Below are 15,496 nucleotides of genomic sequence, written 5' to 3' on the forward strand. Positions count from 1 at the left end.
CATTTTCTGTCGCTTCCGAGGCTTCCTCGGCGACAAAAATTGACCCCTCACGCGTGATCGGGTGACGGTGACGCTCACGCGTGATCAGGTGACGGTAATGCGTGCCTCCTGCCAGCCCGTCGCGCCGTCGGGCGCGGGCGGGGTGCGGGTCTCGGTCTGCGTCTCGCCGTCGGCGGAGAGGGCGCGGCAGCGGATGGTGTGGTCGCCGGCTGTCGCGTTCCACGGCAGGCTCCACTGCACCCAGGTGTCGGCCGAGATGGCGCTCGCGAGGGTCGCGGACTGCCACGGGCCGTCGTCGACCTGCACCTCGACGCCCGAGACGCCGACGTGCGTCTGCCAGGCCACGCCCGCGATGACCGCCTCGCCGGCGGCGATCCGGGAGCCGGCGCGCGGCACGTCGATCCGCGACGCGAGTTTGACCGGCCCGCGCTCGGACCAGCCGCGAGGCGTCCAGTACCCCTCGGCGCGGTCGAAGCGCGTGACCTCGAGCTCGGTCACCCACTTGGTGGCCGAGACGTAGCCGTACAGCCCGGGCACGACCATGCGCACGGGGAAGCCGTGCTCGATGGGCAGCGGTTCGCCGTTCATCCCGATGGCCAGCAGCGCAGCGCGGTCGTCGGTCAGTGCTTCCAGGGGTGAGGACGCCGTGAACCCGTCGATGGAGCGCGAGAGCACCATGTCGGCCTCCGCGGTGGGCCGGGCCCGCGCGAGGATGTCGCGAAGGGGGACGCCGAGCCAGCGGGCGGTGCCGACCAGGTCGCCGCCGACGCCGTTGGACACGCACACGAGGGTCACGACCGTTTCCTGCTGCGGGAGCGCGACGAGGTCGTCCCAGCGCAGCACGACTTCCTGCTCCACGAGACCGTGCACGCGCAGGCTCCAGGTCGCCGGGTCGACCTGCGGCACGACGAGAGCGGTGTCGATGCGGTAGAAGTCGGCGGAGGGGGTGATGACGGGGGAGAGCCCGTCGATGCCGAGCTCGGCGGCGGCGGGGACCGGCGTCGTCGTCGCCGGCGTCGGCAGGCGCAGCGCGGTGCGCACGGCGCTGACGGCGCGGGCGCCGCCGCTCATCGCCACCGCCCCGAGCGCCGCGAGCGCTCCGGCGGCGACCGCGACGCCCGAGAGGGCGAGGACGCTTCGGCGGGTGGGCCCGTCCTCGGGCGGCCGCCCGGCGGTCGCCGACCGACCGAGGCGTCGGATCAGCACGGTGCTCACCCCGGCGGCGACGACGCCGGCGACCAACGACGGAACGGGTGAGAGAGTGCCCGCGTCGGCGCGGGTCATCGCGGCGAGGGCGCCGACCACCCCGAGCGCGCCGAGCACCACCCGGCCCCACGGCGGCCGGCGTCGTTCGAGCACTCCGGCCGCGCCCGCCACCGCCAGGAGCAGCACCGCGATGCCGACGAGCAGCGCGGCCTTGTCCCCGGTCCCGAAGAGGCTGATCGCGAGGTCCTTCGCCCACGCGGGAGCGATGTCGATCATGCCGCCGCCGATGACGGCGAAGGGACTCGTCGAGGGTGCGACGATCGCGGCGACGAGTTCTCCGACTCCCGCACCGAGCACGGTCGCCCCGATGGCGGCGACGGCGGCGGGAACGCCGCTCGTGTGAGAAGTCAGGGTGGTCACGATCGGGAGCCTAGGGAGGCCCGACCTCATCGGCGCGGTCCCCTCCCGAACTCACAGCCAACCGGCATCCCCGGCGCGTGCGCCGCCGCGCGCATCCGTCGCATGACACGCGAGGGAGAATGCCCACGTCTTCATCGGAGCATCCGACCTCCGCGTGGCCGCACGCGAGTAGCGTGCAGGCATGCGCGAGATCCCGCGGGTGATCCGCCGCCCGGCAGCCCACGGCGCGCCGGCGTTCGACCTCGCCTCCGTGCGCTCCGGGCCGCGCGGCGCAACGCCCGTGGTCGTCATCCCGGGCGGCCCGGGACTCGCCTCGCTGCTGCCGTACCGCGGCCTGCGGCGGTGGGCGGCCGACGGCGGGCTCGACATCGTGATGATGGAGCACCGCGGCATCGGCCGGTCGCGTACGGACCTCACCGGGCGGCCGCTTCCCCCGTCGGCGATGCGCATCGACGCGGTGCTCGATGACCTCGTCGCCGTGCTGGACGCCGAGGGCGTCACGCGCGCCGTCATCGTCGGTTCGTCGTACGGCAGTTACCTGGCGATGGCGTTCGGGGCACGGCATCCGGATCGTGTGGCGGCCATGCTGCTCGATTCGGCCCTGCAGTCCACGCGCGACATCGGACTCGAGCGCGCGCGCCTGCGAGAGTTGTTCTGGGATGCCGACGACGAGCTCGCCGCCGGCGTGAGACGTCTGATGGCCGCCGGTGTCACCCCGCGCGTGGTGCTCGACATCGTGCGCGCGGCCTACGAGCTCGGCGGCACCGAGCTCGTGCTCCCGCTTCTGCGCCACCGGCCCGGCTTGGCGTGGAAGGCGCTCGGGGCCTACGCCACCCGCGACGGTGGCCTGCCGCGGATCCCCGGCGTCTACGAGTTCGATCTCGTCGGCACGATCGCGTTCCGGGAGCTGGGGTATGCCGGCACGCCCGACGGCCACCCCCTCGACCCGGCGCTGACGTATCTGCCGCTCGCGCCGCGCTTCCCGGCGTTCGTCGGCGAGCCGCTCGACCTCGTCGAGGCGGTGCGCGCGTTCGCCTTCCCGCTGGTGGTGCTCGCGGGCGATCGCGACCTGCGTACTCCGCCCGCGATCGCCGAGCGGATCGCCGCATCGGCACCGGATGCCGCGCTGGTGCGCATCCGCAACGGGCACAGCGCCCTCGACACCCACCCGCTGGCGCTGCTGAACGCGACGCGGCGGCTGGTCCGCGGGCAGCAGGCACGTCTGCCCGGCGAGGAGGCGGCCCTCGACCGCCTGCCGCGGAGGGGGCTGTCGGCATCGCTCCCCGGCCTGCTGCTGCCTCTCGCGCGCCTCGACGCGCTGCTACGCCGTCGCGTGCTTCCGCGTTGAGGAGTCGTTCCCGCGCGGGTCCGAATCGCGCGGGTGCGCCTGCGGGCCCGAGGCGTTTCGCAGGTACGCACCGCGATGTCAACGATCTGGACGATATCCGCCACCGTTCCGATGCTGTCGCGGTGACAGACGGCCACCATCCGCCATTCCCCCTCCTCTTCCCCGCCGACACCCCCGGCCTTGGCGACGTCCGGGACGCCCTCGCGCGCGCGGACGACGTCGACGGGTTCGGTACCGACATCGCGGCGACCCTCTCCTGGGCGGGGAGCATCGCCCGGCCGTCCTCTCTCGCGGCGACGTGGGAGCTGCTCGCCGCGGTCGCGGCGCGCGACGTCACGGCGGCCCGCGTGCTCGAGCCGCATCTCGACGCCCTGGCGATCCTCGACGAGGCCGCGGCATCCGAGATCCCGCTCGATCTCGACACGCACGGCTGCTGGGGCGTCTTCGCCGCGGAGGGACCGGGCGTGCGTCTCGAGGCGCGGCAGGCCGACGGTACCTGGACGCTGCACGGCACCAAGCCGTGGTGCTCGCTGGCGGCGGATCTCGACCGCGCGCTCATCACCGCGTGGATCGACGACGAGCGGCGGCAGCTCTTCGCGATCGACCTGCGCGATCCCGCGGTGACACCTCGCTCGGGGCCATGGCACGCCCGGGGGCTCGACCGCGTCGTCAGCGCCCCGATCGACGTCGACGGGGCACGTGCCGTGGCGGTGGGGGATGCCGGGTGGTATCTGCGCCGCCCGGGCTTCGCCCACGGCGGGGTCGGTGTCGCGGCGTGCTGGTGGGGCGCGGCGCTGCCCCTGCGCGTGGCGCTCGCCGACGCGGCACGCGGGACCCGCGCCGACCAGCTCTCCCGCGTGCACCTCGGGCGAGCCGACACGGCGCTGTGGGCCGCACGCACCGTGCTCGTCGAGACCGCGGCGGTGTTCCGCGCCGGGGGCACGGCATCCGAGGGTCTGCGAGCCGCCCGCGCGCGCACGGTGATCGCCGACGCGGTCGAGACGACGATCGCCGAGGCCGCGCACGCCCTCGGGCCGCTGCCGCTCGTCGCCGACGAGGCGCACGCGCGGCGCGTGGCCGACCTGCAGGTCTACGTGCGGCAGCATCACGCGGAGCGCGACCTCGCGAGGATCGGCGGCGACATCGCGAACGGAGGCGGCGCGTGGTGAGCTTCGACCACCGTGACCCGGGCACCGACGAAGCCGTCTGGAGCGCCGGTCTGCCGCGCGACCTCCCGACGCTCGACCTCGACGTCGACCGGATCGTCGTCGTCGCGGCGCACCCCGACGACGAGACGCTCGGCGCTGCGGGAGTGCTCGCCACGGCCGCCGCACGCGGCATCCCGGTCGACCTCCTCATCGCGACCGATGGCGAGGGGTCGCACCCCGACTCGCCCACGCACACGCCCGCGACGCTCGCGCTGATGCGGCGCAGAGAACTGCACGCCGCCGCGGAGGCCCTCGGTCTCAGCGGGGCTCCCGTCTTCCTCGGCCTTCCCGACGGTGGTACCGACGAGCATCGGGATGCCATCGCCGCAGCGCTCGTCGACATCCTCGACAGCGCCGGCTCCGACCGAACGCTTGTCCTGTCGACCTGGCGCGGCGACGGGCACCGCGACCACCGCGTCGTGGGCGAGGTCGTCGAGGAGGTGTGTGCGGCGCGGAGAGTGAGGTCGCGCGCGTTCCCCATCTGGCTCTGGCACTGGGGCGGCCCCGACGACGTGCCCTGGGACCGTGCCGAGCGTCTCGCCCTCGGCACCGGGGTGAAGGATGCCAGGACCCGCGCCCTCGACGCGCACGCGAGCCAGTTCCTCCCCCTGTCTGCCGCGCCCGGCGACGAGCCGGTGGTGCACCCCGGCATGCGTGCGCACTTCGAGCGGGATGCCGAGGTGTTCCTCGCTCCGGCGGGCGCGGACGCGGGTGACCGAGCGCGTGTCGCGGATCGATCGGCCGGCGAACGCGAGCCGGTGGCATCCGTCGGCCAGGCGTACTTCGACGACATGTACGCCCGGCACGACGACCCGTGGGGCTTTCGATTCGCGCTGGTACGAGGAGCGCAAACGCGCCGCGCTGCTGGCCGCCCTGCCCTGGCGCCACTACCGCGCGACCTTCGAAGCGGGGTGCTCGACGGGCGCTCTCACCGCGCACCTGGCCGACCGCAGCGATCGGGTACTCGCCGTCGACCTCGCCCCCGCGGCCCTCGAGCGCGCCCGGCGACGGCTGGCCGGGCGAGACCACGTGGAGCTTCGTCGCGCGATGCTCCCCGACGACTGGCCCGAGGGAGCGTTCGACCTCGTCGTGCTGTCGGAAGTGGCCTATTACTGGGCCGGGGCCGACCTCGATCGCGGGCTCACCGCGGCCGTCGCATCGCTCAGCCCCGACGGTCACCTCGTCGCCTGCCACTGGCGGCATCCGGTCGCGGAGTACCCGCACACCGGCGACGACGTGCACGACGCGCTCGCCGCACGACCCGACCTGGTGCGCCTCGTGCGGCACGAGGAGGAGGACTTCGTGCTGGAGGTGTTCGGTCACCCGGGCGCACGGTCGGTGGCCACCGAAGCCGGGCTCGTGTCATGAGGGCCGTGGCCGTGGTCATCCCGGCGCACGACGAGGAGGCGCTGATCGGGCGCTGTCTCGCCTCGGTCGGCCGGGCGGTGGCGGCGGCGCAGCAGCGCCACCCCGACCTCGTCGCGACGGTGGTCGTGGTGCTGGACGCCTGCTCCGACACCACCGCACCGCAGGCCCGGCGCTGGCCGGTCCACCGCATCGAGATCGAGGCGCGCAACGTCGGCACCGCGCGCCGCACCGGTGTCGCGCACGCCCTGTCGCTGCTCGACGCGAGCCCCCACGACACGTGGATCGCGATGACGGATGCCGACACGGTCGTGCCCCGCGACTGGCTCACGCACCAGCTCGACCTCGCCGATGCGGGCGTCGACCTCGTGCTCGGCACCGTCCGTCCCGACTTCGCCGACCTCAGTGCCCGGCACGCCTCCTATTGGCGCGCGACGCACCACCGCGGACGCCCGCCCGGCAACGTGCACGGTGCCAATCTCGGCGTGCGGGCGAGCACCTACGCCGAGGCCGGTGGCATCCCGGATCTGGTCGAACACGAGGATGTGGCGCTCGTCCGGGCGGTGCGGGCACTCGGCGCGCGCGAACGGGCGAGCGACGTGCACGAGGTCGAGACCTCGGGACGCCTCGTCGGGCGCACCCCCGCGGGATACGCCGCGTTCCTCGCGCGCGTGCACGCCTGGATCGACGCACCGCCCCTCGCCGCTCCCGGCGCGTGACGCACCGCCCGGGGGCTCGTCAACCACCTCGGCGGCCCCCGGTGAGCCGCCCCACACTGAGCATCCCCCGGAAAGAGAGGCACCACCATGAAGGCACTGACCTGGCAGGGCACGCGCAACGTGAGCGTCGAGGACGTCCCCGACCCGGAGATCCTCGAACCGACCGACGCGATCGTGAAGATCACCTCGACGGCCATCTGCGGCTCCGACCTGCACCTGTACGAGCTCTTCGGCCCGTTCATCGACAAGGGCGACGTGCTCGGACACGAGCCGATGGGCGTCGTCGTGGAGGTGGGGTCGGCCGTGGCGAACCTCGCCGTCGGCGACCGGATCGTCGTGCCGTTCAACATCTCGTGCGGCCACTGCTTCATGTGCCGACGGGGCCTGCAGTCGCAGTGCGAGACGACGCAGGTGCGCGAGTACGGCAGCGGGGCTGCGCTGTTCGGTTACACCAAGCTCTACGGCCAGGTGCCAGGCGGGCAGGCGGAGTACCTGCGCGTGCCCCTGGCCGACTACAACCACATCCGCGTCGGCGACGACCTGCCCGACGACCGCTATCTCTTCCTCAGCGACATCGTGCCGACGGCCTGGCAGGGCGTGCAGTACGCGAACGTCCCCGAGGGCGGCACGCTCGCCGTCATGGGGCTCGGCCCGGTGGGGCAGTTCGCCGCACGTATCGGCGTGCACCTGGGCTACCGCGTGCTCGCGATCGAGCCGGAGTCCGAGCGTCGCGCGATGGCCGAGCGCCACGGCATCCTGACATACGACCTCACCGACACGGTGGTCGACGAGCTCGTCGACCTCACCGAGGGCCGCGGGGCGGACGGGGTGGTGGATGCCGTCGGCATGGAGGCCCACGGCAACGGCGGCATCAAGCTGGCCCAGAACGCCGTCGGCCTGCTGCCCGACGCCCTCGCACGAAAGCTCATGGACAAGGCCGGGCTCGACCGCCTCGCCGCGGTCTACGCCTCGATCGACCTCGTGCGCCGGGGCGGGACGGTGTCGCTCAGCGGCGTGTACGCGGGTGAGGCCGACGTGCTGCCGATGAAGACGATGTTCGACAAGCAGCTGAATCTGCGCATGGGGCAGTGCAACGTCAAGCGCTGGATCGACGACCTGCTGCCGCTGGTGGAAGACCCCGCCGATCCGCTCGGCGTGATGAACCTCGTGACGCACCACGCCCCGCTGGAAGACGCTCCCGGCCTGTACGAGACGTTCCAGAAGAAGGAGGACGGCTGCATCAAGGTCGTCCTCCGCCCCGCCTCCTGACCCCGGCCTCCCTCCCGCCTGCGCGGCGCGGCGCGAGCAGTGCGCGCGCGGTCGGGACGGGCGGCGCGTCGGAGGGCGGGCGGGGCGCGTGAGGGGTCAGAATTTGTCGCCTGGAGGGGGTGCCAAGCGACACTTCTTGACCCCTCACGCGCAGGCGGCGCGGCGGCGCGGGGACTCGGGCGGGAGGGGACGGAGGGGGATGCCGGGGCGGCGGGGGTCAGACCCGGCCGGCGTGCACGGCCGCCAGGGCCGCGGCATCCGTCTCGCTCATCCCGGCGATGGGTTCGCCGTTCCAGACGATGTCGTCGCCGAGGGCGGCGAGCGCCTCCTTGCGGTCGCCGTGGGAGATCTTCGCGCCGTGCACGATGGTGGCCGGGCTCCACAGCATCGCGGCGTCGTCCCACCACCCGGCGCCCACGTCGCGCACCGTCAGCAGATCGTGGAGGGTCTTCGGCAGGTGCGACAGCGGCTCGGTGAACGCATCCGCGATCACCGCGAGTGTGATCTGGCGTTCGGTTCCCGGGATCGCGACGACGGGCTCGGCGAGCTCGCCCTGGATGGCCTTCGACACGTCGTCCGCCTCGAGCAGGATGACGCCGTTGGTGGGCCGCGGGTTGCACTCGATGATCTTGTAGTCGGGTGCGGCGTCCGTGCCGTGATCGACGAAGTCGAACGAGAGCTGCCCCGTGAAGCCGGGGTCGAGCGCATCGACGAGCTGCTGCGTGTACCGGAGGGTGTCGGTGCTGTCGACGGCGATGAACGCGATCGCGGTCGAGTGCGCCCACTGCTCGGCCGCCTTGTACGTCGTGTGCGCCTGCACCTTCCCGTCGACCACGACGCTGTAGGTGCACACCATCGGCCCGTCCACGAAGGGCTGCACGAGCCACGGCTGCTCCGGGGTCGGGACGCAGTCCTCGACGGGCACCTTCCCCGCGAGGGGGCCGGTGTTGGTCAGCAGGCCCACGCCGCCGCGCGAGAACGCCGCACGCGCGAAATATCGGGGGAAGGAGTCGATCGCCCGTTGCAGCTCCTCGGGGGAGGTGACGACGACCGTTTCCGGGATGGGCACCCCGGCATCCTGGGCGAGCCGCTGGAAGCTGGCCTTGTCGTGCAGACGGGCCAGGTCGGCGAACCGACCGGCGTACAGGCGCACACCCGCGGGCAGGTCGGACGCGCGGGCCGCGAGGTAGAAGACCTCCTCGAAAGTCGGGATGACGACGTCGATCCCGTGCCGCTCGACGTACGCGTTCACGGTGGCGACGAAGGCGTCGGTCTCGAAGCGCGGCGAGGGGGTCGTCAGGTGCCCGGCGAGGAAACGGGAGTGGTTCCCCACCGCGCCGTCATAGGTGTCGCTGGCGAAAACGGTGTGTCCGACGCTTCCGAGCTTGCGGATCAGATCGAGCGCGAAGGTGTTGCGGGAACTGGTGACGAGCACGCGCATGAGGGCACCCCTGTCGTGGCGGCGGACGTTGGCGTCACTCTATCCGCAGCGAAACCGGCAGCGTACGGCGCGGGTGCGGCACCGTGCGGCGCGCCCTGGACGCCGTGGTCATGGATCCGGGAAACGAAACGGCAACACTCCGCTGAGTAGAGTCGTCGCATGGGTGACCTGTTCGACGGTTACGGCTCCACGTTGGCGCCGCGCAAGACCGCATCCGGCGTCCCGGCGTACGACGAGATGTTCGGTGTCCCGGCCAGTGCCGGCGACACCGCGCCCTCGCGCGAGGCGTACCGGGAGCTCTATCAGACGCTGGCGAAGATGACGCAAGAGGAGTTGCGCGGTCGCACCGAATCGCTGGCCAGCTCGTATCTCGCGCAGGGCGTGACGTTCGACTTCGCGGGCGAGGAGCGGCCCTTCCCGCTGGATGCCGTGCCCCGCGTCATCGCCTACGACGAGTGGTCACGCATCGAGGCCGGCGTGAAGCAGCGCGTGCGCGCGCTCGAGGCGTTCCTCGACGACGCCTACGGCAACCAGCACTGCGTACGCGACGGCATCCTGCCCGCCGGGCTCATCGCGTCGTCGCAGTACTTCTACCGCCAGGCCGCCGGCATCCGCAGCGCCAACGGCGTCCGCATCCAGGTGTCGGGCATCGACCTCATCCGTGACGAGCACGGCGAGATGCGCGTTCTCGAAGACAACGTGCGCGTGCCATCCGGCGTCTCGTACGTCATCTCGAACCGCCGTGTCATGGCGCAGACGCTGCCCGAGCTCTTCGTCTCGATGCGCGTGCGGCCCGTCGGCGACTATCCGAACAAGCTGCTCGCGGCGCTGCGTGCCTCGGCCCCGCCCGGAATCGACGACCCGAACATCGTCGTGCTCACCCCGGGTGTCTACAACTCGGCGTACTTCGAGCACACGCTGCTCGCGCGGTTGATGGGCGTCGAGCTGGTCGAGGGGCGCGATCTGCTGTGCATCGGCGGCAAGGTGTTCATGCGCACCACACGCGGCCCGCAGCGCGTCGACGTGATCTACCGCCGCGTCGACGACGACTTCCTCGACCCGCTGCAGTTCCGCGCCGACTCGATGCTGGGTGCGCCCGGGCTCATGCTCGCCGCGCGTCTGGGCAACGTCACGATCGCCAACGCGGTCGGCAACGGCGTGGCCGATGACAAGCTGCTCTACACGTACGTGCCCGACCTGATCCGGTACTACCTCGCCGAGGAGCCGATCCTGAAGAACGTCGACACGTGGCGCCTGGAGGACCCGGGTGCTCTCGAAGAGGTTCTCGACCGTCTCCCGGAACTGGTGGTCAAGCCGGTCGACGGCTCCGGCGGCAAGGGACTCGTCGTGGGTCCCGACGCCTCGCCCGCCGAACTCGAGACGCTGCGCAAGCGCCTGCTCGCCGACCCGCGCGGGTGGATCGCACAGCCGGTCGTGATGCTCTCGACGATCCCCACGCTGGTGGAGGACGGGATGCGGCCCCGGCACGCCGACCTTCGACCGTTCGCGGTCAACGACGGCGACGACATCTGGGTGCTGCCCGGCGGGCTCACCCGTGTCGCCCTGCCCGAGGGGCAGCTCGTGGTCAACTCCAGCCAGGGCGGCGGCTCGAAGGACACCTGGATCGTCGGCGGCGCGGCCCCGGGTCACGTCGAGTACGGCCAGGGCAACGGCGTGTCCGGTCTCGTCGCCGACCAGGCGGCGGTCACCGAGGCCATCCCGATCATCTACGACGGGCAGCCCGCTCCCGCCACGTCACCGCGCGATCACCGACCGGGGCGCGACCAGCAGGAGCAGCAGCAGCAGGCCGAGGTCGACGTGCAGCACGGTCCGCAGGCGGAGCAGCAGCAGCAAGGCCGGCAGTCGCAGTCGCAGCAGCAGCAACAGGGACGGCAGCGGCAGTCGCAGCGCATGACGGCGTCGTCGACGCCCCCGCGGGCGCAGAAGCAGGAGGGCGACGCATGCTGAGCCGGATCGCCGAGAGCCTGTTCTGGATCGGACGCTACATCGAGCGCAGCGACGGCACCGCGCGCATCCTCGACGTGCACCTCCAGCTGCTCCTCGAGGATCCCTGGATCGACGAGGACACCGCGTGCCGGTCGCTGCTGAGCGTCATGGGGTCGGCCTGGCCCGAGAACGTCGACACGGTGCGCCGCGACGACGTGCTCGCCCGCCTCGCCGTCGACCGCATGAACCCGTCGAGCATCGCGTACTCGCTCACGGCTGCACGTGAGAACGCCCGCCGTGCCCGCGAGATCGTCTCGACCGAGCTCTGGGAGATCTTGAACACCACCAATTCCCGGATGCCGCGGCGGTTGCAGACCGACAAGGTGCACGAGTTCTTCCAGTGGGTGCGCGAGCGCGCAGCCCTGGCGATCGGCATCGTCGACTCCTCGACGAACCGCGACGAGGCCTGGCAGTTCTTCACCCTCGGGCGCAGCATCGAGCGCACCGACATGACCGCACGGCTCCTCGCCACGCGGTCGCTCACCGAGGTGTCGGGCCCGTCGTGGACGACGATCCTGCGCTCCTGCGGCGCGTACGAGGCGTACCTCCGCACGTATCGGGGGATGCCGAGCGCCCGCAACGCCGCCGAGTTTCTCTTGCTCGACCGGCTGTTCCCGCGCTCGATCATCTACTCGATCCAGCGCGCAGAGGACTGCATGAGTGCGATCGATCCCCGGGCAGACCGGGTCGGCCACTCGAACACGGTGCTGCGCGCCCTCGGGCAGATCCGCAACGACCTCGAGTACCGCCCGGTCAGCGATGTGCTCACCGATCTGCCCGAGCACATGCAGCGCGTGCAGACCGTCACACGGGAGGCCTCGGAGGCGATCCGTTCGCGCTTCTTCCCGACCCAGGCCGAGCCCAGCTGGATCGGGGAGATCTCATGACGGATGCCACCACCACGGCCGGCGTGCCGACGACGACGGCGGGAGGCCAGCGATGAAGCGCCTGCGCATCGAACACCAGACCGGTTTCATCTACCCGGGCGACGTCTCGGCGTCGTACAACGAAGCGCGTATGCTTCCGCACTCGACCGAGAACCAGTTCGTGCTGAGTTCGTCGCTCGACATCGAGCCGTCGACCTCCGTGAACCAGTACGTCGACTACTTCGGTACGCGGGTCGCGGCGTTCGACGTGCTGTCGCCGCACGCGGCGCTCATGATCACGGCGCGGTCGCTCGTCGAGGTGCGCCCGCGACCCATCGAGCACGCCGACATCACGTGGGAGCAGCTGGCCGACGAGGCGTCACGCTCGATCGCGACCGTCGAGCAGCTCACGCAGACGCGCCGCACGATCCCGCATCCCGAGGTCGCCGAGCTCGCTCGCACGATCGCCGCGCAGCACGACCGTCCCGGTCCCGCTGCGCACGCCATCGCCGAGGCGATCGGCGATGCGATCGACTACATGCAGGGCGTCACGGGTGTGCATTCGACCGCGGTCGACGCGTGGGAGGCGCGCAAGGGCGTCTGCCAGGACATCGCGCACATTGCGATCGGGGCGCTGCGCGAGGTCGGCATCCCGGCCCGTTACGTGTCGGGCTACCTGCACCCCAAGCCCTCCGCCGAGGTCGGCGAAGCGGTGACGGGCGAGTCGCATGCCTGGGTGGAATGGTTCGCGGGTGACTGGCAGGGCTTCGACCCCACCAACAACATCGAGATCGGCGACCGACACGTGCTCGTGGGCCGCGGCCGCGACTACAACGACGTGCCGCCGCTCCGCGGGGTCTACGCCGGACCGGGCCGCAGCAACCTCAAGGTGAAGGTGACGATCACCCGCGAGACGTAGCGCGGCGCGGAGCGGGGTCCTACTATGTGGTCAGACCACATGGAAGAGAGACCTCTCATGGTGCAGCGACAGCTCCCTAAAGTCGGCGAGTTCCTCGAGCTCATGCAGTTCAAGAAGCCCGAGCTCGACGCGCGGAAGCGGCGCCTCGATGCGGCGTTGACCATCGCCGATCTGCGCGCGATCGCGAAGCGCCGCACACCCAAGGCCGCTTTCGACTACACCGACGGGGCGGCCGAATGGGAGAGCTGTCGCTCGCTCGTGCGCGGCGGGCGTTCGAGGACGTGGAGTTCCACCCCGACATCCTGCGACCGGCGGCGGTCGTCGACACCTCGTGCGAGATCCTCGGCGGCCCGTCGGCGCTGCCGTTCGGCATCGCGCCGACCGGCTTCACGCGTCTGATGCAGACGGAGGGCGAGACCGCGGGCGCTTCGGCGGCGGCGGCCGCCGGCATCCCGTTCACCCTGTCGACACTGGGCACGACCTCGATCGAAGACGTCAAGGCCGCCACCCTTCGAGAGCCTCAGGGACCGATCCCGGGACGCAACTGGTTCCAGCTGTACGTCATGAGGGACCGCTCGATTTCCTACGGTCTCGTCGAACGCGCGGCCGCCGCGGGGTTCGACACCCTGCAGTTCACCGTCGACACCCCGATCGCGGGCGCCCGGCTGCGCGACAAGCGCAACGGCTTCTCGATCCCGCCGCAGCTCACCCTCGGCACGATCGTCAACGCCATCCCGCGCCCCCTGGTGGTGGTACGACTTCCTCACCACCCCCAAGCTGGAGTTCGCCTCTCTCAGCACCACCGGCGGCACCGTCGGCGAGCTGCTGAACGCGGCGATGGACCCGACGATCAGCGACGACGACCTCGACGTCATCCGCGGCATGTGGCCGGGCAAGCTCGTGGTGAAGGGCGTGCAGAACGTTCAGGATGCCGCGCGCCTCATCGACCGGGGCGTCGACGGCATCGTGCTGTCCAATCACGGCGGGCGCCAGCTCGACCGTGCTCCGGTCCCCTTCCATCTGCTGCCGAAGGTCGTGCGCGAAGTCGGGAAGGACGCCACGGTCATGGTCGACACCGGCATCATGAACGGCGCCGACATCGTGGCATCCATCGCTCTCGGCGCGAAATTCACCCTCATCGGCCGGGCCTACCTGTACGGCCTCATGGCCGGCGGACGTCAGGGTGTGGATCGCACCATCGCGATCCTCCGCGGCGAGATCGAACGCACCATGACCCTGCTCGGCGTGTCGTCGCTGGCCGAGCTCGAGCCGCGGCACGTCACCCAGCTCACCCGGCTGGTGCCGGTGGGTGATCAGCAGATCGCGTCGCGGGTCTGACCCTCGCGGGCGACGCCGGCTCAGGCGCCGTGTCGCGGGCGATGCACCGGGCGGGGCGTGCGCTCCCCGGGCGGGAGCGGGATCGGGGTCGTCCCGGCGATCTCGTCGCTGAAGTCCTCGGGCTCCGGGTCCACCGTCGTGATCGGCCGCGTGTCGTCGACGGTCAGGCGGAAGCGCCTCGTCTCGTGGCGGTGCACGCGACCGGAGGCCAGCGTCCACGCGACGCCGATGCCGCAGGCGACCAGCGCTGCGACCGCGGCCACACCGATCGCCATCCGCGGGCCGAACGCCGCCGCCACGGCGCCGACGATCGGGGCGCCCACGGGCGTGCCGCCGAGCAGGATCGCCATGTACAGCGCGATCACGCGACCGCGCAGGGCCGGATCGGTCGTGGTCTGCACGTACCCGTTGGCGGTGGTGAGGGTCGTCACGACGCAGAATCCGGTGAGCACCAGCGTCGCCGCATAGGTCTCGTAGCCGGGCGCGAGCACCGACAGAACGGATGCCACGGCGAAGCCGCCGGTGCCCACCACCACCACGCGCATCCGCGCGCGTTCGCGCCGTGCGGCCAGAAGCGCTCCCGTGAGCGAACCGATGGCGACGAAGGAGCTGAGCAGACCGAAGCCGTCGGCGCCACGGCCGAACTCGAGGGCCATCGTGGACGCGAAGATCGGGAAGTTCATGCCGAAGGCGCCGAGGAGGAACACCATGACGAAGATGACGACGAGGTCGGGGCGGCCGGCGACGTACCGGAAGCCGTCGGCGAGCCGCGCCGGGCCGCCGCGGCGCACACGGGCGACGAGCTCGTGCGGGCGCATGACCAGCAGCGCGCCGAGCATGGCGAGGAAGGTCACGGCGTTGACGAGGAAGACCCAGCCGGTGCCGACGAGCACGATCATCACGCCGGCGACGGCGGGCCCGATCAGCCGCGCGGTGTTGAAGGATGCGGCGTTCAGGGCCACCGCATTCGACGCGTTCTCCTGCGACACGAGGTCGGAGACGAACGCCTGGCGAGCGGGGTTGTCGAACGCCGTCGCCACCCCGAGGGCGAGCGCGAAGCCGTACATGAGGGGGAGCGTCATCGCGCCGGTCAGGAGCAGGATGCCGAGGCCCAATGCCAGCACGAGCAGGGCGCCCTGCGTGCACATGATGAGCCTGCGGCGGTCGAAGCGGTCGGCGACCCAGCCCGTGACTCCGACGAGGAGGAGCGGGGGAGCGAACTGCAGGGCCATCGTCACGCCCATGGCGGCGGCGTCGTTGTCGGTCAGCTGCGTCAGCACCACCCAGTTCTGGGCGGTGGCCTGCATCCAGGCGCCGATGTTGGAGACGAGGGCTCCGATGAACCAGACGCGGTAGTTGAAGATCGACAGCGACCGGAACATCGTCGAGC

At 71.7% G+C, this 15,496-nt stretch carries 11 protein-coding genes and 2 pseudogenes; 10 read left to right on the forward strand and 3 right to left on the reverse strand.

Translation table 11 applies throughout. The annotated features are described in order from the left end of the window. Positions 1-84: 84 nt before the first annotated feature. The gene (locus tag QE392_RS06095) at positions 85-1,626 is read right to left on the reverse strand and encodes a molybdopterin-dependent oxidoreductase (RefSeq protein ID WP_307449471.1); all 1,542 of its coding nucleotides are present in this window, start codon (positions 1,624-1,626) and stop codon (positions 85-87) included. A gap of 181 nt (positions 1,627-1,807) precedes the next feature. On the opposite strand from QE392_RS06095, the gene QE392_RS06100 reads away from it, so the two are divergent. The 6 genes and pseudogenes from QE392_RS06100 to QE392_RS06125 all read left to right on the forward strand — a co-directional run bounded on the left by QE392_RS06100 (position 1,808) and on the right by QE392_RS06125 (position 7,535). Next, positions 1,808-2,974 carry an alpha/beta fold hydrolase gene (locus QE392_RS06100; protein WP_307449475.1) on the forward strand — a complete coding sequence of 389 codons (1,167 nt, stop codon included), beginning with the start codon at positions 1,808-1,810 and terminating at the stop codon, positions 2,972-2,974. A gap of 122 nt (positions 2,975-3,096) precedes the next feature. Beyond that, positions 3,097-4,143: an acyl-CoA dehydrogenase gene (locus tag QE392_RS06105; RefSeq protein ID WP_307449479.1), complete on the forward strand. Its 1,047-nt coding sequence runs from the start codon at positions 3,097-3,099 to the stop codon at positions 4,141-4,143. A 143-nt stretch (positions 4,144-4,286) separates the two neighbouring features. Beyond that, positions 4,287-4,565: pseudogene (locus tag QE392_RS06110) on the forward strand (PIG-L deacetylase family protein); the annotation flags it as partial. A 328-nt stretch (positions 4,566-4,893) separates the two neighbouring features. Continuing rightward, positions 4,894-5,550 carry a class I SAM-dependent DNA methyltransferase gene (locus QE392_RS06115; RefSeq protein ID WP_307454036.1) on the forward strand — a complete coding sequence of 219 codons (657 nt, stop codon included), beginning with the start codon at positions 4,894-4,896 and terminating at the stop codon, positions 5,548-5,550. Further along, complete coding sequence (locus QE392_RS06120) at positions 5,547-6,266, forward strand: glycosyltransferase (protein WP_307454038.1); 720 nt, start codon at positions 5,547-5,549, stop codon at positions 6,264-6,266. The genes QE392_RS06115 and QE392_RS06120 overlap by 4 nt, the downstream gene beginning before the upstream one ends. An 87-nt stretch (positions 6,267-6,353) precedes the next feature. Next, on the forward strand, positions 6,354-7,535 hold the full coding sequence (locus tag QE392_RS06125) for a zinc-dependent alcohol dehydrogenase (RefSeq protein ID WP_307449482.1): 1,182 nt from the start codon (positions 6,354-6,356) through the stop codon (positions 7,533-7,535). A 217-nt stretch (positions 7,536-7,752) separates the two neighbouring features. On the opposite strand, the gene QE392_RS06130 is transcribed toward QE392_RS06125, so the two are convergent. After that, positions 7,753-8,976: a carbamoyl-phosphate synthase large subunit gene (locus QE392_RS06130; protein ID WP_307449485.1), complete on the reverse strand. Its 1,224-nt coding sequence runs from the start codon at positions 8,974-8,976 to the stop codon at positions 7,753-7,755. Between the two features lie 159 nt (positions 8,977-9,135). Here QE392_RS06130 and QE392_RS06135 point away from each other — a divergent pair, with 159 nt between their 5' ends. The 4 genes and pseudogenes from QE392_RS06135 (at position 9,136) to QE392_RS06150 (ending at position 14,106) form a co-directional block, all read left to right on the forward strand. Next, positions 9,136-10,944 (forward strand): circularly permuted type 2 ATP-grasp protein, encoded by a 1,809-nt coding sequence (locus tag QE392_RS06135; protein WP_307449489.1) that lies wholly within the window; start codon positions 9,136-9,138, stop codon positions 10,942-10,944. Beyond that, positions 10,938-11,870: an alpha-E domain-containing protein gene (locus QE392_RS06140; protein WP_058233492.1), complete on the forward strand. Its 933-nt coding sequence runs from the start codon at positions 10,938-10,940 to the stop codon at positions 11,868-11,870. Before QE392_RS06135 ends, QE392_RS06140 begins: the two co-directional genes overlap by 7 nt. Before the next feature lie 52 nt (positions 11,871-11,922). Continuing rightward, positions 11,923-12,768 (forward strand): transglutaminase family protein, encoded by an 846-nt coding sequence (locus tag QE392_RS06145; protein ID WP_307449493.1) that lies wholly within the window; start codon positions 11,923-11,925, stop codon positions 12,766-12,768. Positions 12,769-12,825: 57 nt separating this feature from the next. Further along, positions 12,826-14,106: pseudogene (locus tag QE392_RS06150) on the forward strand (alpha-hydroxy acid oxidase). 20 nt (positions 14,107-14,126) lie between these two features. On the opposite strand, the gene QE392_RS06155 reads toward QE392_RS06150, so the two are convergent. After that, positions 14,127-15,488, reverse strand: a complete 1,362-nt coding sequence (locus QE392_RS06155) for an MFS transporter (protein WP_307454040.1) — start codon at positions 15,486-15,488, stop codon at positions 14,127-14,129. Positions 15,489-15,496: the final 8 nt, after the last annotated feature.

It is taken from the genome of Microbacterium proteolyticum, from assembly GCF_030818075.1.
GTDB classification, from domain to species: domain Bacteria; phylum Actinomycetota; class Actinomycetes; order Actinomycetales; family Microbacteriaceae; genus Microbacterium; species Microbacterium proteolyticum_A.